Here is a 16875-nt window from a genome sequence, read left to right as displayed (position 1 = left end):
TCTAATACCTTTGCCCCATCATTTTAACAGTAAACAATAATGGGTAAAAGGATTCATTTATTTTTGCTTGCTCTTGCAATAGGAGTGATACAAGGGGCAGCACAGGTGACAACAGTGCGGGGCATCGTCACCACAGAAGAAGATGGGGAGCCGGTTATCGGTGCCTCAGTTATAGTGAAAGGAACTTCATTGGGTACCGTAACTGATGTCAACGGGAGATTTGAACTGAGTGGATTCCCGCCATCAGCCACCCGGCTGCTAATCTCTTACATTAGTCTGATGGCAAAAGAGGTGGCTATTGCACCACAGGTATCGGTAACACTGAAGAGTGATACGCATCTGCTGGATGAGGTAGTAGTAACGGCTTTGGGTATTTCACGCGAGAAAAAGGCATTGGGCTATACGGCACAGGAAGTAAAACAGAATGCTTTGGTGCAAGGGAAAGATAATAATCTGTTAAATTCGTTGAGTGGTAAGATAGCTGGTGTGCGTATTACCAATACACAAGGAGATGTTGGTTCCAGTCGCATCGTTATTCGTGGTGAAACTTCTATTGCAGGTGAGAATCAACCGCTTTTTATTGTGGATGGAATCCCAGTGGATAATTCGCAGCTTAATGCACGTTCCAGCGGACGCGATTTTAAAAATGCAATAGCAGACCTGAATCCGGAAGACATAAAAACACTTACTGTATTGAAAGGTCCGAATGCCGCTGCCCTTTATGGTGCGCGTGCTGCTCACGGTGCTATTGTCATCACTACTAAGGGAGGAGACAAAAGGCAGAAAGGGATAGGGATTACATTACATTCTTCCACGCAAGTCTCTTTTGTTGCTACCTTGCCGGAGTTTCAAAATCTTTTTGGACAAGGGGCAGGGGGACGGTTCAGTTATGTAGATGGCAAGGGTGCAGGTGTGAATGACGGGGTAGACGAAAGCTGGGGGCCACGTCTTGATATTGGTTTGTTGATTCCTCAGTTCGATAGCCCATTGGACGCTGACGGTAATCGTGTGGCTACTCCCTGGGTATCCCATCCCAACAATGTACGCGATTATTTTCGCATGGGTATTTCTACAAACAGCGGTATTTCTGTTGCCCGTGGAGACGACAAATACCAGTTCCGTGTAGGATATAACTACGAAAAACAAGTCAGTATCGTTCCTGATGCTGGAACTAATAAGACGAATATCAGCCTAAATACGGATTACCATCTGGCAAAATGGATTGTGGTGGGAGCTACGGCCAATTACATCGTTTATACAGCTCCCAGTTTACCGGGGTCAGCTACCCCCTCGGGCAGTAACGTACGTTCTAACAGTCCTATGCTTCAGTTCTTGTGGTTCGGACGTCAAGTGGATACGAACTCATTGAAGGCGGACTATACTCGCAACTGGAATTCAAGCTATTACGACAATCCTTTTTGGAGTGCTTCTTATAATACACAGAGTCAGGAACGTCATCGTCTGATAGGTGATCTGCATGCCGAATTCCGTCTGACAGATGGGCTGAATGTGCGTTTCCGTACTAGTACCGACTGGTATAATGACCGGAGGAAATCCAAAGTAAAATGGGGGAGTGCAGGTGCCGGTTCGCCTTACGGCAGTTATGCTGAAGATGCCTATACGGTGAAAGAGAATAACACAGAAGTATTGGCGACTTATATCAAACAGTTGAATAAAAATTGGGGAATTGACGCTCTTCTGGGTTTTAATGTACGTAACAAACAATATGAGAATAATTATCAGGCTGCTCCCCGTTTGGCGGTTGCTGATCTTTATACATTGACTAACTCGCGTGATCCGCTCATTTCGTCCAATGATTTCTACCGTTTACGGCAATATGGCCTTTACGGTTCCATACAACTGGATTACCGTCGTTGGGCTTTCTTGAATATAACAGGACGGAACGATTGGTCGTCTACACTACCTGTGGACAACAATTCTTATTTCTATCCTTCGGTGACGGCTAGTGTGTTGCTTTCTGAAGCTTTCGGATGGAGAAGTAAAGCTGTTAACTACCTAAAAATACGTGGAGGATGGTCTCAAGTGGGAGCAGATGCCAATCCTTATCAATTGGCAACGGTCTTTACTTCAGAAACAGCTTTCAATGGGAATCCACTTCAAAGTTCTTCTACCATTGGTATGAATCCGAATCTAAAACCGGAGAAGACGTCATCTATAGAAGCTGGTTTCGAGGCGGCTTTTTGGGACAATCGCCTATACTTGGATTTCACTTACTATAAGACCGATAGTCGTAATCAAATATTGAAACTAGCTACTACTGCTGCCAGTGGGTACACGTCGCAGGTGCGTAATGCCGGACATATCCGTAATCGTGGCTATGAAATACAATTGGGCGCTGTTCCTATACAAACATCGAAAGGGTTTCGTTGGAATCTGGATTTGAATTATGGTGCCAACAGCAGCAAGGTTGTCAAATTGGATGATGAAGGTTTGATTACGAGTTACCAGCTCTACTCGTCTGGTATTCAGATACTGGCTTCAGTGGGCGAAGCTTATGGAACCCTGTTCGGCACTTCATACGTGCGTGATGCTAATGGAAACGTTGTGGTGGATGCTAACGGTCTGCCTAAGATTTCGACCACTAATAAAACGTTGGGGAAGTTTACGCCCGACTGGACAGGCGGTATCAGTAACACTTTCAGTTATCGTTCGTTAAGTCTTTCTTTTCTGATAGATGCAAGTGTAGGTGGTTCTATTTTTTCCAACACTAATAAAACTGGAAAATATACCGGTGTATTAGCTAACACATTATCGGGCCGGGATGCCGAGCACGGTGGCTTGTGGTATTATACTGACGCCATGGGTAACAATGTACGATTATCAGAATCTCCTTCTTATTCCGTATCCTCTGATGGACTTTACTATGCCCAGGTCAATGGGCAATCCACCCGTGTGTATCAGGATGGCATTATGGTAGAAGGAGTGACGGAAAGTGGTTCTAAGAACGAAGAGGTTGTATCTGCCGAGAAATACTACCATCGTATTTACAGTATTGCTGAAGCTAATGTATATGATGCTTCTTACGTGAAACTGCGAGAAGTCGCTTTGAGTTACCGTCTACCTCGCTTGTGGACGCAGAAACTGCATTTGCAAGAAGCTTCCGTTACACTGACGGGACGTAACTTGTGGACTATTTATAAGAGCGTCCCTAATATAGATCCGGAATCGGCTTTGACTACTGGAAACGCACAAGGAGTAGAAGCCTATTCATTGCCTACAACACGTTCCTTTGGTGTGAACCTTTCCGTGAAATTCTAAATGTGAACTTTTAAATAATAGGATAAGATGAAAAGAAGAATATATTTTTTATATATAATATGGGTACAAGTGGTTGCCATTTCTCTATCATCGTGTGATGATGAATTGACTGATATCAACCGCAACCCCAATGCCACTGAAAATCCACAGCCGGCTTATTTACTTGCCGCTGCACAGTATCATGCCGCCAATCTTTATTGGGGAAGTAGTACGAACTATAATTCTACTCTGTTGTGGGTGCAACATTGGGCTAAAATACAATATACAGAGCCAGATTGCTATAATGTGGATAATGGCAGCTTTACCACTACGTGGGACACCGGCTATGCAACGCTAATAACCGACTTGAATGCTATTATCAGTTCGGAACTCGGAAATGATAATTATCGAGGGATAGCTACAGTGTGGCGTTCGTGGGTTTACCTGTTGCTGACCAATCTGTATGGAAATATACCATACAGTGAATATGCACAAAGTGTAACACCCGCTTATGATTCACAAGAGACTGTTTTGCGCGGGCTTTTGGAGGAGTTGATCGCTGCTGACCAGTTGCTTTCTACCACAGGAGGAACGGTAGAAGGGGATTTGATTTACGGAAATGATATTACCCGCTGGAAACAATTGGCCCACTCCCTACGGCTACGTATCGCCCTTGAATTAGCTGACCGGGATGAGGATACAGCGCGTCGGGTTATTGCTTCCCTTTGGGATAATCGTAACAGTGTAATAGATAGCAATGATGCTATAGCCCGTTTTGTTTTTACTTCTTCACCACAATGGAATCCATGGGCATCTGCTTTCAATTCACGTGATGATCAGCGGGTATCAAAAACGTTGATTGATAAACTGAATGAATGGAATGATCCGAGAATTGGAATTTTAGCCCAGCTACCTCAAGACGAAGGTGTGAAAAACTATGTAGGAGCTGCCAATTCCTTATCTGCTGATGCCGCTAATAATCAGGGATTTAATAAAGTTTCCCGTCCCGGTACTTATTTTTTGAAAGATAGCTCTCCGGCTGTATTTTATACGTATGCCGAGGTCTTGTTTATCTTTGCAGAATCCGCTGCACGCGGCTGGATAACGGCTGATGCGGAAACGCTCTACTGCGAAGCTATTACTGCTTCATTGAATCAGTTTGGCATTATAGACAATCGTATAATCGATTCCTATTTACAGCAGGAGGCGATTCGGTTCGACGCCGCACATTGGTATGAATCTATCGGCTGGCAGAAGTGGATCGCTTATTATGGACAGGGACCCGATGCTTTCACTGACTGGCGCAGGCTCGGTTATCCCCAGCTTATCCCTGGTCCCGATTCCGTTTTGGGTTCCGGAGAGTTACCTCGTCGCTTTTTTTATCCCGTAACGGAACAATCACTGAATGGTAAGCAGTATCAGATTGCCATATCCCATCAGGGAGCAGATGAGATTACTACCCGTTTGTGGTTTGATGTAGCTAATAAAGAACGATGATACCTCCGTGTCTCCGGGCTGCAATATGCGTTTGAAAAATATCCGTTGAATTTAAAAAAACAGAATAACAATGAACACTGACATTACATTTATCATAGCAGATAATCAGGATATAACCAGAATGGGAATGTATGGATATATTTCCGCTATATTCAGTGGATGTCGCATGATAGATGTGACAGACAAGAAAGAGCTCATGCTTGCATTGGTAGAATGTAATGACAGTGTCGTTATACTTGACTATACACTGTTTGACATCAATGGTATAGAAGAGTTTCTTATTATAGAAAAACGTTTTCCGAGAGTTCGTTGGATATTGTTTTCCAATGAATTGAGCGAAGACTTTATTCGTAGGATGAGTATAGAAAGGAATATTGGTATGATTTTGAAAGAGAACTCCGGTGAGGAAATTCATTCTGCATTGATGTGTACAGCACACGGGGAGCGATTTCTTTGTCATCAGATAACCAATTTATTGATAATCGGTTCCGACAAACCGGAAATTCATTCTGTTTTGACTGTTACAGAGATTGACATTCTTAAATTGATAGCACATGGGAAATCTGTGAAAGAAATAGCATTGGAAAGAACCTCAAGCATTCATACTATTATCACCCATAAAAAGAATATTTTCCGGAAGTTGGGTGTGAATAATGTATATGAAGCAACTAAGTATACTTTACGCGCCGGGCTGATTGAAATGGTAGAATATTATATATGATATTCAGAAGAGTGTTAGGATAAGAGTTAAGAAGAATTTGTAGGCAGGAAAATTCTCTGTATCTTTGCCCGCATGGCAAAAAAAGGTGAGTTACATATAAGAAATAAGCACAATGGTCAGTATGATTTTCCATTGTTGATGGAAAATTATCCTCCATTAAAGAGATTCGTATCGCTCAATCCCCTCGGAATACAAACTATAAACTTTTTTAATCCGCAAGCGGTGAAGGCTTTGAACAAAGCATTATTGGTAACTTATTATGGCATCCGGTATTGGGACATACCGAAGCAATATTTGTGTCCGCCTATTCCCGGAAGGGCGGATTACATTCATTATATTGCCGATCTTATCCAGCCGAACGGAACAACACCGGATTTACCGGCAGGAGATGCTAATGGACAGAAGTCTAAATGTAGATGTCTGGATATTGGGGTAGGTGCAAATTGCATTTATCCGATCATAGGACACACTGAATATGGATGGACCTTCGTTGGTACTGATATTGATCCGGTTTCGATAGAAAATGCACGAAAGATAGTGACTTGCAACCCTGTGTTGGCTCATAAGATTGACTTGCGACTTCAGAAAGATAGTAAGAAGATTTTCGATGGAATTATTATGCCTGATGAGTATTTTGATGTGACAATATGCAATCCTCCGTTTCATAGTTCGCGTGAAGAGGCGGAAGACGGAACGTTACGCAAATTAAGCAGTCTGAAAGGTACGAAGATAAATAAAGTGCAGCTAAATTTCGGCGGGAGTGCGAATGAACTTTGGTGCGAGGGCGGAGAAGTTCGTTTCTTATTGAATATGATTTCCGAGAGCCAAAAATATCAGAAGAACTGCGGATGGTTTACGAGTTTGGTTTCTAAAGAAAAAAATCTGGAAAAGTTATATACCAAATTAAAATCGGTGAATGTGTCCGAATATAAAGTTATTCGAATGCAGCAGGGAACTAAAAGTAGCAGGATATTAGCTTGGCGATTTGCTACCAACTCATAACAATGAGTGAATATCGAACTGTTATTTGTTTAACCTATTAATTAAATAGAATATTATGGAAACCAATTACATCACTTTGACAAAGGAGAATATTGCAAACGAACATATATGCTGTGCTTTCTCAGATAAGAAATGCAAGGATAGTTATGAACTCAAAAAAGAATGGCTGAAGAAAGAGTTCGATAACGGCTATGTGTTCAGACGTATTGATGAACGGGCAAAAGTGTTTATCGAATACGGTCCTGCTGAAAAAGCATGGGTTCCGGTGAATGCTCCCAATTATCTGATGATAAACTGTTTCTGGGTGTCAGGTAAATATAAAGGTTGCGGACATGGTAAGGCATTATTGCAGTCTGCCATTGATGATGCAAAATTGCAGGGGAAAGATGGGCTTGTCACAGTGGTGGGCACTTCTAAATTTCATTTTATGAGTGACACGAAATGGCTGTTGCGACAAGGTTTCCAAACAATAGAAAAACTCCCTTACGGATTCAGCCTTTTAAGTTTGAAACTAAACCCGGCTGCTCCTGATCCTTCTTTTAATGATTGCGTGTTGAGCGGTGAGTGTCCGGATAAGGATGGAATAGTCGTTTATTATACCCATCGCTGCCCGTTTACGGAGTTTCACGTTCGCGGTTCTTTGGTCAGTGCTGCTAAGAGCAAAGACATTCCATTGAGAATAATTGAATTGGAAAGTATGGAACAGGCGCAAAATGCACCTACTCCGGCTACCATATTTACTCTTTTTTATAATGGCAAGTTTGTAACGACTGACTTAAGTGTATGCCTTGAAGGGCGATTGAGCAAAGCATTGGGCTGTGATTCAGGAGAATAGCTGACTTGGAACCATGTTACGTCTCTGATATGTTTAGCTAATGTTTCTTATTTTTATTTTGCAAATTTAAATTGTGTCTGCACATTTTTTGGAAAATACATACCTTTGGATAATTAATGATTAAACACGATTAAGAGTTTTATGCGTTTTTGGGTATGTATTTTTGTGCTTCTATTTGTACACAATCAATTTTCAAGGGCTGATAAAATTATAAATAATGACTCTTTGTATACAGAAAAATATATCAGAGATATTTATATTTCCAACCCCAAACGTGCTTTACAGTTGTTGGATGAGGCCGAAACCAGAAAAGCCTTCCCTCTGCGTCTGATTAATGAATTGCGCAGTTTGTCATATCGTAATATGTATATGAATAAACTAGCTTTTATGTATGCAAGGAAGTCGTACTTGCTTGATTCCATCTCTCAAAGAGAACCTAAGCACATGTTGAAGATGACGGTTTATTTAGCTGAACTTTCATCCATAATGAGTAAATATAATGAGAGCATGCATTATGCTCTTAGTGGAATTATGCAGGCTCAAAAACTGAAGGACAGAGAGGCGGAAGCTAGATTGCTTTTTTGCATAGGAGAGAATAATTGGAGGCTGTCATTGAAAGATGAGGCGTATAATTATTTTGGTCGTACGATTGAATTACTGCGTGGGTCAAAGGATATGAGAGAAATGATGCTGCTTTCCTATTATTATGGAGCAGAGATGGGATTTTTAATGACAGATTCCCGTATTGATGAAGCTTTGGCTCTTGCTTATGAACGTGAAAAACTTCTTAAAAAATTAGAGAAAGTACCGGAGGTTCCCGAAGGCTACATTGATGGTCAATATAGCTATTTATATGCAAATTTGGCCTATATTTCTTATTTAGAAAAGAAATATGCGCAAGCAGAAGGATATTATCAAAAATATCTGGCAATAAAAGAATCTCATACTCCGGATGGCAAGATGTATTCGATTCCTTATTTGATTCTTTCCAAACAATATGAGACAGTAATAGACAACTGTAAGGACTTTAAAGAATTGTTGAGAACACAGCGGGATACCTTGAACGCTCAATATTTAACTATACTTAATAAGGAAGTCCAGGCATATCTGGGGCTGAATCGTTATAAAGAAGCCGCAGAAATACGTGAAACCATCATTGCAATAACGGATAGCATTAACAGTACCGACAGGAAAAATGCTGCATTAGAATTGAACGCGATGTACGGTGCTTCCGAAAAAGAAGAATACATCGCCGAGCAAGCCTCACAGCTAAAAATAAGGAATGTTTCACTCTGCTTTTTGGCGTGTATTGTAGTGCTGACCCTGTTTATACTTTGGCGTTTGTGGCGTTTCAACCATATAATCGAGTATAAAAACAGGATGCTTGCCAAACTGATAAACGAGAAATTTGCCAATAAAAAAGATGGTAATCAGTTATTGGAAGTGTACGAGGAACAGGAGGTTTCATCAGAATTGGAACCGGAATTGATTTCTCCTGAAGAACAGGATGAACTTTTGGACGAAACAGACAAAGAAAGTGGGGAAGAAGAGGAGAACAAGAAAATATTCCAGGAATTAAATCATACAGTCGTTCAAAAACAGCTATATCTTTCTCCAGAGCTCTCAAGAGAAGATTTGGCGCAGATTGTACATCTGAATAATGCACGCTTTGCCCGGATGATAAGAGAATGCACCGGAACTAATTTCAATGGGTACATCAACGGACTGCGCATTAATTATGCGATCAAGCTAATGAAAAAATATCCTAACTATACCATACGTGCCATCGCTGATGAATCCGGATTTAATAGTGCCCCGATATTATATAACCTTTTTAAGAAAAAGACGGGAATGACTCCTTATGAATTTAAAAAAGCGCAGGACACATTGAGGAATTAAATAGTTCTACTAAACAATTTTCGTTTTTCCCGGTTTATCTATTGATAACTAAATATTAATGGAAATGATACAGGTAAGGATAAAGAGGGTTTACGAAGATTTTTCAGAAACAGATGGATACCGGGTGTTGGTAGATAAATTATGGCCACGCGGAATGAAGAAAGAATGGTTGAAATACGATTATTGGGCAAAAGACATAACACCATCCCTTACATTACGTAAATGGTTTCATGAAGATATTCCCGGACATTGGGGAGATTTTGTCACGCAGTATCAAAAAGAGCTGGATGCTTCTCCATCAATGGCTGATTTTCTGACTCTTATCAAACCACATCCGGTGATAACACTACTTTATGCTTCAAAAGAACCGGTGTATAATCACGCCCGAATTCTTCGCGATTATCTGGAAATGCGTTTGAGAGAGTGAAATTAAAGTAATTTTATCTGTTTACGCTTTCTGTCGTTCACTCAATTTCCTACCTTTGTAATCTAAATCAAAATCGTGTAATCATGAAGTATAAATTATTGGTTCTTGATGTAGACGGAACACTCCTCAATGATGCGAAAGAAATTAGTAAACGTACATTGGCTGCCCTGTTGAAGGTTCAGCAAATGGGAGTACGTATTGTGCTGGCGTCCGGCAGACCGACTTATGGCCTAATGCCGCTGGCCAAGATGCTCGAACTTGGAAACTATGGAGGTTTTATCCTTTCCTATAATGGCTGTCAGATTATCAATGCACAAAACGGAGAAATTCTGTTTGAACGTCGGATTAATCCCGAAATGTTGCCGTATCTGGAAAAGAAAGCCCGTAAAAACGGTTTTGCTTTATTCACTTATCATGATGATACGATCATAACGGATTCTCCTGAAAATGAACATATCCAAAATGAAGCCCGGTTGAATGACCTGCAAATAATCAAAGAAGAAGAATTTTCTGCTGCCGTTGATTTTGCTCCTTGTAAGTGTATGCTGGTGAGCGATGACGAAGAAGCATTGCTTGGTTTGGAAGATCACTGGAAGAGACGACTGAATGGGGCGTTGGACGTATTCCGTTCGGAGCCCTATTTTCTGGAAGTAGTTCCCTGCGCCATCGACAAAGCCAATTCTTTGGGTGCTTTGCTGGAGGTGCTAGGTATGAAGCGTGAGGAAGTGATTGCTGTGGGCGACGGTGTGTGTGACGTAACAATGATTCAATTGGCGGGGCTGGGTATAGCTATGGGACATTCACAAGACTCGGTGAAAGCCTGTGCCGATTATGTGACTGCTTCGAATGAGGAAGACGGAGTGGCCGTTGCAGTGGAGAAGGCTATCATATCCGAAGTGCGTGCAGCCGAAATTCCCCTTGACCAACTGAATGCGCAGGCACGCCACGCATTGATGGGAAACTTGGGAATTCAATATACCTATGCCGACGAAGACCGTGTGGAAGCAACAATGCCGGTAGACCATCGTACCCGTCAGCCTTTTGGCATTTTGCATGGCGGGGCTACTCTTGCATTGGCGGAAACAGTTGCCGGACTCGGTTCAATGATTCTTTGCCAGCCGGACGAGATTGTAGTAGGAATGCAGGTCAGTGGAAACCACATATCTTCTGCACATGAAGGAGATACAGTGCGTGCAGTAGGAACAGTTGTACATAAGGGACGTTCCTCCCATGTATGGAATGTAGACGTGTTTACTTCAACAAACAAACTAGTGTCTTCCATACGGGTAGTCAACAGTGTGATGAAAAAGAGATGACCGACGAAGAAATAAGTAATTTGACAACTATTGATGCATTTATTCAGCGGAAGCAGCCGTTTGCTGTTTACCGTATTCCCGGGGAGAAAGTTCCCCGTCTGTTGACACAGGCGGAAGGAGCGGTACGTCTGATATACGACCTGAAAGAACTGAATGGACAGAGAGGATTTGTCATCACTCCGTTTCAGGTGAGTGAGACGTGTCCTGTCGTATTGATTCAACCCGATCAGTGGGGGCAACCTTTGCCGATTGACAATGATACGGCAGAAGAACGGGAAGTCGCTTTGCGGATGCAAGGACAAGAATCGTTCCTGACTTCTTCTACGGAGGAATATGCCTCCTGCTTTCATACCTTTATAAATGCTTTGCGTGATAATACTTTTGATAAATTAGTACTTTCACGTCATCTTACTATTGATAAAGTATCCGGTTTTTCTCCTTTGTCTATATTTCGTGCAGCGTGCAGGCGTTATATTCATTCATATATATACTTGTGCTACACTCCGCAGACGGGTATCTGGCTGGGAAGCACTCCTGAAATCATTTTATCAGGTGAAAAAGACGAATGGCATACGGTTGCGTTAGCCGGAACGCAGCCTTTACAAGATGGCAGACTGCCGCAAGTGTGGGATGAAAAGAACCGGAAAGAGCAGGATTATGTCGCTTCTTATATTCGTCGCCAACTCCTATCGTTGGGCATTCATTCTACGGAGAACGGGCCTTATCCGGCTTATGCAGGTGCTTTGTCACATTTGAAAACAGATTTCCGGTTTTCTTTGAAAGATAACAAAGGTTTGGGAGATCTCTTGAAAGTGTTGCATCCAACGCCTGCTGTATGCGGTTTACCGAAAGAAGAAGCCTATCGGTTTATATTGCAGAACGAAGGTTACGACCGCCGTTATTATTCCGGTTTTATCGGTTGGCTGGACCCGGAAGGGCGAACTGACATCTATGTGAATCTGCGCTGTATGCATATTAAAGATGAACAACTGACTCTTTATGCCGGCGGTGGACTACTGGCTTCTTCGGAATTGAATGACGAATGGCTGGAAACGGAAAAGAAGTTGCAAACCATCAAACGGCTGATTGCAACGCCTCCTTTAAAATCATAAACTACTAATAATTATCATCATGTATACAGACAAGAAGAACATACTCCAGTTGGTTGCGTTGCTCGAGGCGCACGGGATTACTAAGGTTGTGTTGTGTCCGGGTAGTCGTAATACGCCCATCGTACATACTTTGTCTAATCATCCGAACTTCACCTGTTATGCAGTGACGGATGAACGGAGTGCCGGTTATTTTGCCATTGGTCTTGCGTTGAATGGTGGTAAGCCCGCTGCTGTGTGCTGCACTTCCGGTACTGCATTATTAAATCTTCATCCGGCTGTAGCGGAAGCATTTTATCAGAATGTTCCTTTAGTTGTCATTTCAGCAGACCGTCCCGCTGCCTGGATCGGACAGATGGATGGACAGACAGTGCCGCAACCGGGTGTGTTTCAAACGCTGGTAAAGAAGTCGGTCAATCTTCCGGAGATTCATACGGAAGAAGATGAATGGTATTGTAATCGCCTGGTGAATGAAGCTTTGCTGGAGACGAATCATCATGGAAAAGGGCCGGTGCATATCAATGTTCCTATTTCCGAACCGCTGTTTCAATTCACGGTAGATGCACTCCCGGAAGTACGTGTGATAACCCGTTATCAGGGATTGAACGTCTATGACCGTGATTATAATGATCTGGTCGACCGGATGAATAAATATCAGAAGCGCATGATTATCATCGGTCAGATGAACCTTATTTATCTGTTTGAAAAAAGATATATCAAGTTATTATATAAACATTTTGCCTGGTTGACGGAACATATCGGCAATCAGACAGTTCCCGGTATTCCGGTAAAGAATTTCGATGCGGCACTTTATGCCATGCCCGAAGAGAAGATAGACCAGATGGTTCCCGAATTGCTGATTACTTACGGAGGACATGTCGTTTCCAAACGATTGAAGAAGTTTCTCCGTCAGCATCCGCCTAAAGAGCATTGGCACGTATCGCCGGATGGTGAGGTGGTCGATTTGTACGGCTCATTGACTACAGTGATCGAGATGGACCCGTTTGAATTTCTGGAGAAGATCGCCAGCCTGCTGGATAACCGGACTCCTGACTATCCCCGTGTATGGGAGAATTATTGTAAGATTATTCCCGAACCGGATTTTGCCTATTCGGAGATGTTGGCTGTCGGTACATTATTGAAAGCTTTGCCGGAGTCCTGTGCATTGCATCTGGCAAACAGTTCGGTAGTTCGTTATGCACAACTATATTCGATTCCTCCTACAATTGAAGTTTGTTGCAATCGGGGAACAAGTGGTATTGAAGGATCGTTGTCTACCGCTGTCGGTTATGCGGCAGCTTCCGACAAACTGAATTTCATAGCTATCGGAGATCTAAGTTTCTTCTATGATATGAATGCGTTGTGGAATATCAACGTCCGTTCCAACCTGCGTATCCTTTTATTAAATAACGGAGGAGGAGAGATTTTCCATACTTTACCGGGATTGGATATGTCGGGCACCTCACATAAATTTATTGCAGCAGTTCATAAAACGTCAGCCAAAGGCTGGGCGGAGGAACGTGGTTTCCTTTATCTGCAGGCACAAAATGATGAAGAGCTGACTGAAGCAATGAAAACTTTCACCCAGCCGGAAACTATGGAACAACCTGTGCTCCTGGAAGTGTTTACCAACAAAAACAAGGATGCACGTATGTTGAAGAATTATTATCATCAATTAAAACAAAAATAAATTATGCCAACACAAAGAGAGTGGACAACCATCAGAGAATACGACGATATTCTTTTTGATTATTATAATGGAATTGCCCGTATCACAATCAACCGTGAACGTTATCGGAATGCATTTACCCCGACTACTACTGCCGAAATGAGTGATGCATTGCGCATTTGCCGTGAAGAAGCGGATATTGATGTGATTGTAATTACCGGAGCCGGTGATAAGGCGTTCTGTTCGGGAGGCGACCAGAATGTGAAAGGACGTGGCGGATATATCGGAAAAGACGGTGTGCCTCGTTTGAGCGTATTGGATGTGCAAAAGCAAATCCGTAGTATTCCGAAACCTGTGATTGCTGCCGTGAACGGCTTTGCCATTGGTGGCGGACACGTGCTCCATGTAGTATGTGATTTATCCATTGCTTCGGAAAATGCCATTTTCGGTCAGACAGGTCCTCGCGTGGGTAGTTTTGATGCCGGATTCGGTGCATCTTATCTGGCGCGTGTGGTAGGACAGAAGAAAGCACGTGAAATTTGGTTCCTTTGCCGCAAGTATAATGCACAAGAAGCATTGGATATGGGATTGGTGAATAAGGTAGTACCTTTGGAACAGCTGGAAGATGAATACGTGCAATGGGCGGAAGAAATGATGTTGCTTAGTCCGTTGGCTTTGCGCATGATTAAAGCGGGATTGAATGCCGAACTGGACGGCCAGGCAGGTATTCAGGAGTTGGCAGGTGACGCAACATTACTTTATTACCTGACGGATGAAGCACAGGAAGGAAAGAATGCGTTCCTGGAGAAACGTAAACCGAACTTCAAACAATATCCGAAATTCCCTTAAAATAATAGGCTAATGAAAGACTGATTGTGCAGTAATTAGCAGATTGAAAAGATATTCATTATGGATTGTAAGATAGATATTATTCCTCGGTTGCTTCATTTCAAGCAACCCGCGGGAACTTCCCGGGGAACATATACTACACGAAAAGTCTGGTATCTTCACTTTACTTCTCCTGATTTTCCGGGTAGAGTGGGAATTGGAGAATGTGCGCCTTTGCCTGCGTTAAGTTGTGATGATCTCCCTGATTACGAAGATATATTAATAAGAACTTGCCGGCAAGTAGAGGAAGAACAGGGAAAATTGGATAAAGATGGTCTATGCAAGTATCCTTCCATCTTATTTGGCTTGGAAACGGCTATCTGGCATTTCTTTGCAGGGAGTTGGGCTTTGTCCGATACGGCTTTTTCACGTGGAGAGGTAGGGATTCCAATCAACGGCCTGATCTGGATGGGAGATTTTGAAAACATGTTATCCCAGATCGAGAAAAAGATGGAAGCCGGATTCCGTTGCGTCAAACTAAAGATTGGCGCTATCGACTTTGAAAAAGAATTGGCATTACTACGTCATATTCGTACCCATTTCTCTTCTAAAGAAATAGAGTTGCGTGTAGATGCAAACGGTGCTTTCTCTCCGGGTAATGCAATGGAAAAACTGAAACGTCTGTCGGAATTTGATTTACATTCTATCGAACAGCCGATCCGTGCCGGACAATGGGAGGAAATGGCCCGGCTCACTTCTGAATCTCCGTTGCCGATAGCATTGGATGAAGAGCTGATAGGATGCAACACGCTGGAAGAAAAAAAGAAACTGCTGGCAACCATCCGTCCGCAATATATCATCATTAAACCATCTCTCCACGGAGGAATATGCGGAGGGGATGAATGGATTATGGAAGCGGAAAAGCAACATATCGGCTGGTGGATCACTTCCGCTTTAGAGTCCAACATTGGTTTGAACGCTATCGCCCATTGGTGTGCAACATTCAATAATCCGTTGCCACAAGGATTGGGAACGGGTATGCTCTTTACTGACAATATAGAAGTGCCTCTTGAAATCAGAAAAGATTGCCTGTGGTTTTGTAAATGATGGTATTTAGTGGTATTTAAAGGATATTCTGATGATATTTGATCGACATCAACAGCGCTTGCTACTGGAAGGAAAAGAATACACTTTTGAAGATATAAGCCAACTGATAGCACGAGGAGCAGAAGCTCATTCTTCTGCTTATTGGGATTTATATCTTTTCCTGAACGAATGGTTTAATGATTCTCCTGTTATTACAGTTCATACATCGGGCTCCACGGGTATACCTAAAGAACTGATGGTACGCAAGGATCAAATGATGCAAAGTGCACGTCTGACTTGTGAATTTCTGAATTTGAAGAAAGGTGAGTCGGCATTATTATGTATGAATCTTCGTTATATCGGTGCAATGATGGTGGTCGTACGTTCATTGGTTGCAGGCTTGAACCTGATTGTTCGTCCTGCTTCCGGTCATCCGTTGGCGGATATAAAAGAATCTTTGAGATTTGTGGCAATGGTCCCATTGCAAGTTTATAACACGATGCAGGTTCCCGAAGAAAAAGAGCGATTAAAACAAACGGATATTCTGATTATAGGAGGCGGAGCCGTTGATGAGGCTCTGGAAACGGAGATAAACCATCTTCCGACTGCCGTTTACTCCACTTATGGCATGACTGAAACTTTGTCGCATATTGCCCTTCGTCGTCTGAACGGAGCATCGGCTTCAGAACATTATTATCCATTTCCTTCAGTAAAATTGTCTTTATCCGCAGAGAATACATTAATCATTGATGCCCCTTTGGTATGTGACGAAACATTGCAGACCAATGACATTGCACGTATCTATCCCGATGGAAGTTTTATGATTCTAGGCCGGAAAGACAATGTGATTAACAGTGGAGGAATTAAGATTCAAGCAGAGGAGATGGAGAAGTTGCTCCGCCCGTTTATTCCTGTGTCCTTTGTCATTACTTCAGTTCCGGATCAGCGCTTAGGGCAGGCTGTCACTTTATTATTGGCAGATCAGCCCGATATAGAAGAAATCGGAAATAAGTTGCGGGAAATATTGGAACCTTATTATCGTCCCAAGCATATATTGACAACAGAATCCATTCCGCAAACAGGGAACGGAAAAATAGACCGTGTGGAGTGCCGTAATTTGGCTCAACAATTGTTGGCAAGTACTCTCTAAAGAAAGGCAAGTCGTAGAGAATCAGTGGGTCATACAACTTGCCTTTTAAGAAATGAAGAATTAAATGGAGTTATCTGT

Annotated in this window: 13 protein-coding genes; all 13 read left to right on the top strand. The window is 42.5% G+C overall.

Annotated features, from left to right (window positions below; translation table 11 throughout):
• The first annotated feature begins 39 nt into the window (after positions 1 to 39).
• The 13 genes from BSCG_RS22500 (at position 40) to BSCG_RS22560 (ending at position 16797) form a co-directional block, all read left to right on the top strand.
• Complete coding sequence (locus tag BSCG_RS22500; protein ID WP_008775005.1) at positions 40 to 3279, top strand: SusC/RagA family TonB-linked outer membrane protein; 3240 nt, start codon at positions 40 to 42, stop codon at positions 3277 to 3279.
• Positions 3280 to 3306: 27 nt separating this feature from the next.
• A complete protein-coding gene (locus BSCG_RS22505; protein ID WP_008775004.1) occupies positions 3307 to 4755 on the top strand; it encodes a SusD/RagB family nutrient-binding outer membrane lipoprotein in 1449 nt (482 codons plus the stop codon).
• A gap of 70 nt (positions 4756 to 4825) precedes the next feature.
• On the top strand, positions 4826 to 5476 hold the full coding sequence (locus tag BSCG_RS22510; protein ID WP_008775003.1) for a response regulator transcription factor: 651 nt from the start codon (positions 4826 to 4828) through the stop codon (positions 5474 to 5476).
• A 72-nt stretch (positions 5477 to 5548) separates the two neighbouring features.
• The gene (gene rlmF, locus BSCG_RS22515; RefSeq protein ID WP_004305783.1) at positions 5549 to 6478 is read left to right on the top strand and encodes a 23S rRNA (adenine(1618)-N(6))-methyltransferase RlmF; all 930 of its coding nucleotides are present in this window, start codon (positions 5549 to 5551) and stop codon (positions 6476 to 6478) included.
• A gap of 55 nt (positions 6479 to 6533) precedes the next feature.
• Entirely contained in the window at positions 6534 to 7313 is a 780-nt protein-coding gene (locus BSCG_RS22520) for an N-acetyltransferase (RefSeq protein WP_004302258.1), read from the top strand.
• A 141-nt stretch (positions 7314 to 7454) separates the two neighbouring features.
• Positions 7455 to 9212 (top strand): helix-turn-helix domain-containing protein, encoded by a 1758-nt coding sequence (locus BSCG_RS22525; RefSeq protein ID WP_004302259.1) that lies wholly within the window; start codon positions 7455 to 7457, stop codon positions 9210 to 9212.
• A gap of 64 nt (positions 9213 to 9276) precedes the next feature.
• Positions 9277 to 9639 (top strand): DUF488 domain-containing protein, encoded by a 363-nt coding sequence (locus tag BSCG_RS22530; RefSeq protein ID WP_008775002.1) that lies wholly within the window; start codon positions 9277 to 9279, stop codon positions 9637 to 9639.
• A gap of 83 nt (positions 9640 to 9722) precedes the next feature.
• Complete coding sequence (locus BSCG_RS22535; protein WP_004305786.1) at positions 9723 to 10955, top strand: Cof-type HAD-IIB family hydrolase; 1233 nt, start codon at positions 9723 to 9725, stop codon at positions 10953 to 10955.
• Positions 10952 to 12067, top strand: a complete 1116-nt coding sequence (locus tag BSCG_RS22540; RefSeq protein WP_008775001.1) for an isochorismate synthase — start codon at positions 10952 to 10954, stop codon at positions 12065 to 12067. The genes BSCG_RS22535 and BSCG_RS22540 overlap by 4 nt, the downstream gene beginning before the upstream one ends.
• Positions 12068 to 12086: 19 nt before the next feature.
• Positions 12087 to 13754 (top strand): 2-succinyl-5-enolpyruvyl-6-hydroxy-3-cyclohexene-1-carboxylic-acid synthase, encoded by a 1668-nt coding sequence (gene menD, locus BSCG_RS22545; protein WP_008648533.1) that lies wholly within the window; start codon positions 12087 to 12089, stop codon positions 13752 to 13754.
• Positions 13755 to 13757: 3 nt separating this feature from the next.
• Positions 13758 to 14582, top strand: coding sequence for a 1,4-dihydroxy-2-naphthoyl-CoA synthase (gene menB, locus BSCG_RS22550; protein WP_004302264.1), 825 nt, complete (start codon positions 13758 to 13760; stop codon positions 14580 to 14582).
• Between the two features lie 60 nt (positions 14583 to 14642).
• Complete coding sequence (locus BSCG_RS22555; protein ID WP_008775000.1) at positions 14643 to 15668, top strand: o-succinylbenzoate synthase; 1026 nt, start codon at positions 14643 to 14645, stop codon at positions 15666 to 15668.
• Positions 15669 to 15699: 31 nt separating this feature from the next.
• Positions 15700 to 16797, top strand: coding sequence for an AMP-binding protein (locus BSCG_RS22560; RefSeq protein ID WP_032849320.1), 1098 nt, complete (start codon positions 15700 to 15702; stop codon positions 16795 to 16797).
• The last annotated feature ends 78 nt before the right edge of the window (positions 16798 to 16875 follow it).

Source organism: Bacteroides sp. 2_2_4, from assembly GCF_000157055.1.
In the GTDB taxonomy this organism is placed as follows: domain Bacteria; phylum Bacteroidota; class Bacteroidia; order Bacteroidales; family Bacteroidaceae; genus Bacteroides; species Bacteroides ovatus.
Note: the sequence above shows the minus strand (reverse complement) of the source record. Positions and strands in the feature narration are given on the sequence as shown.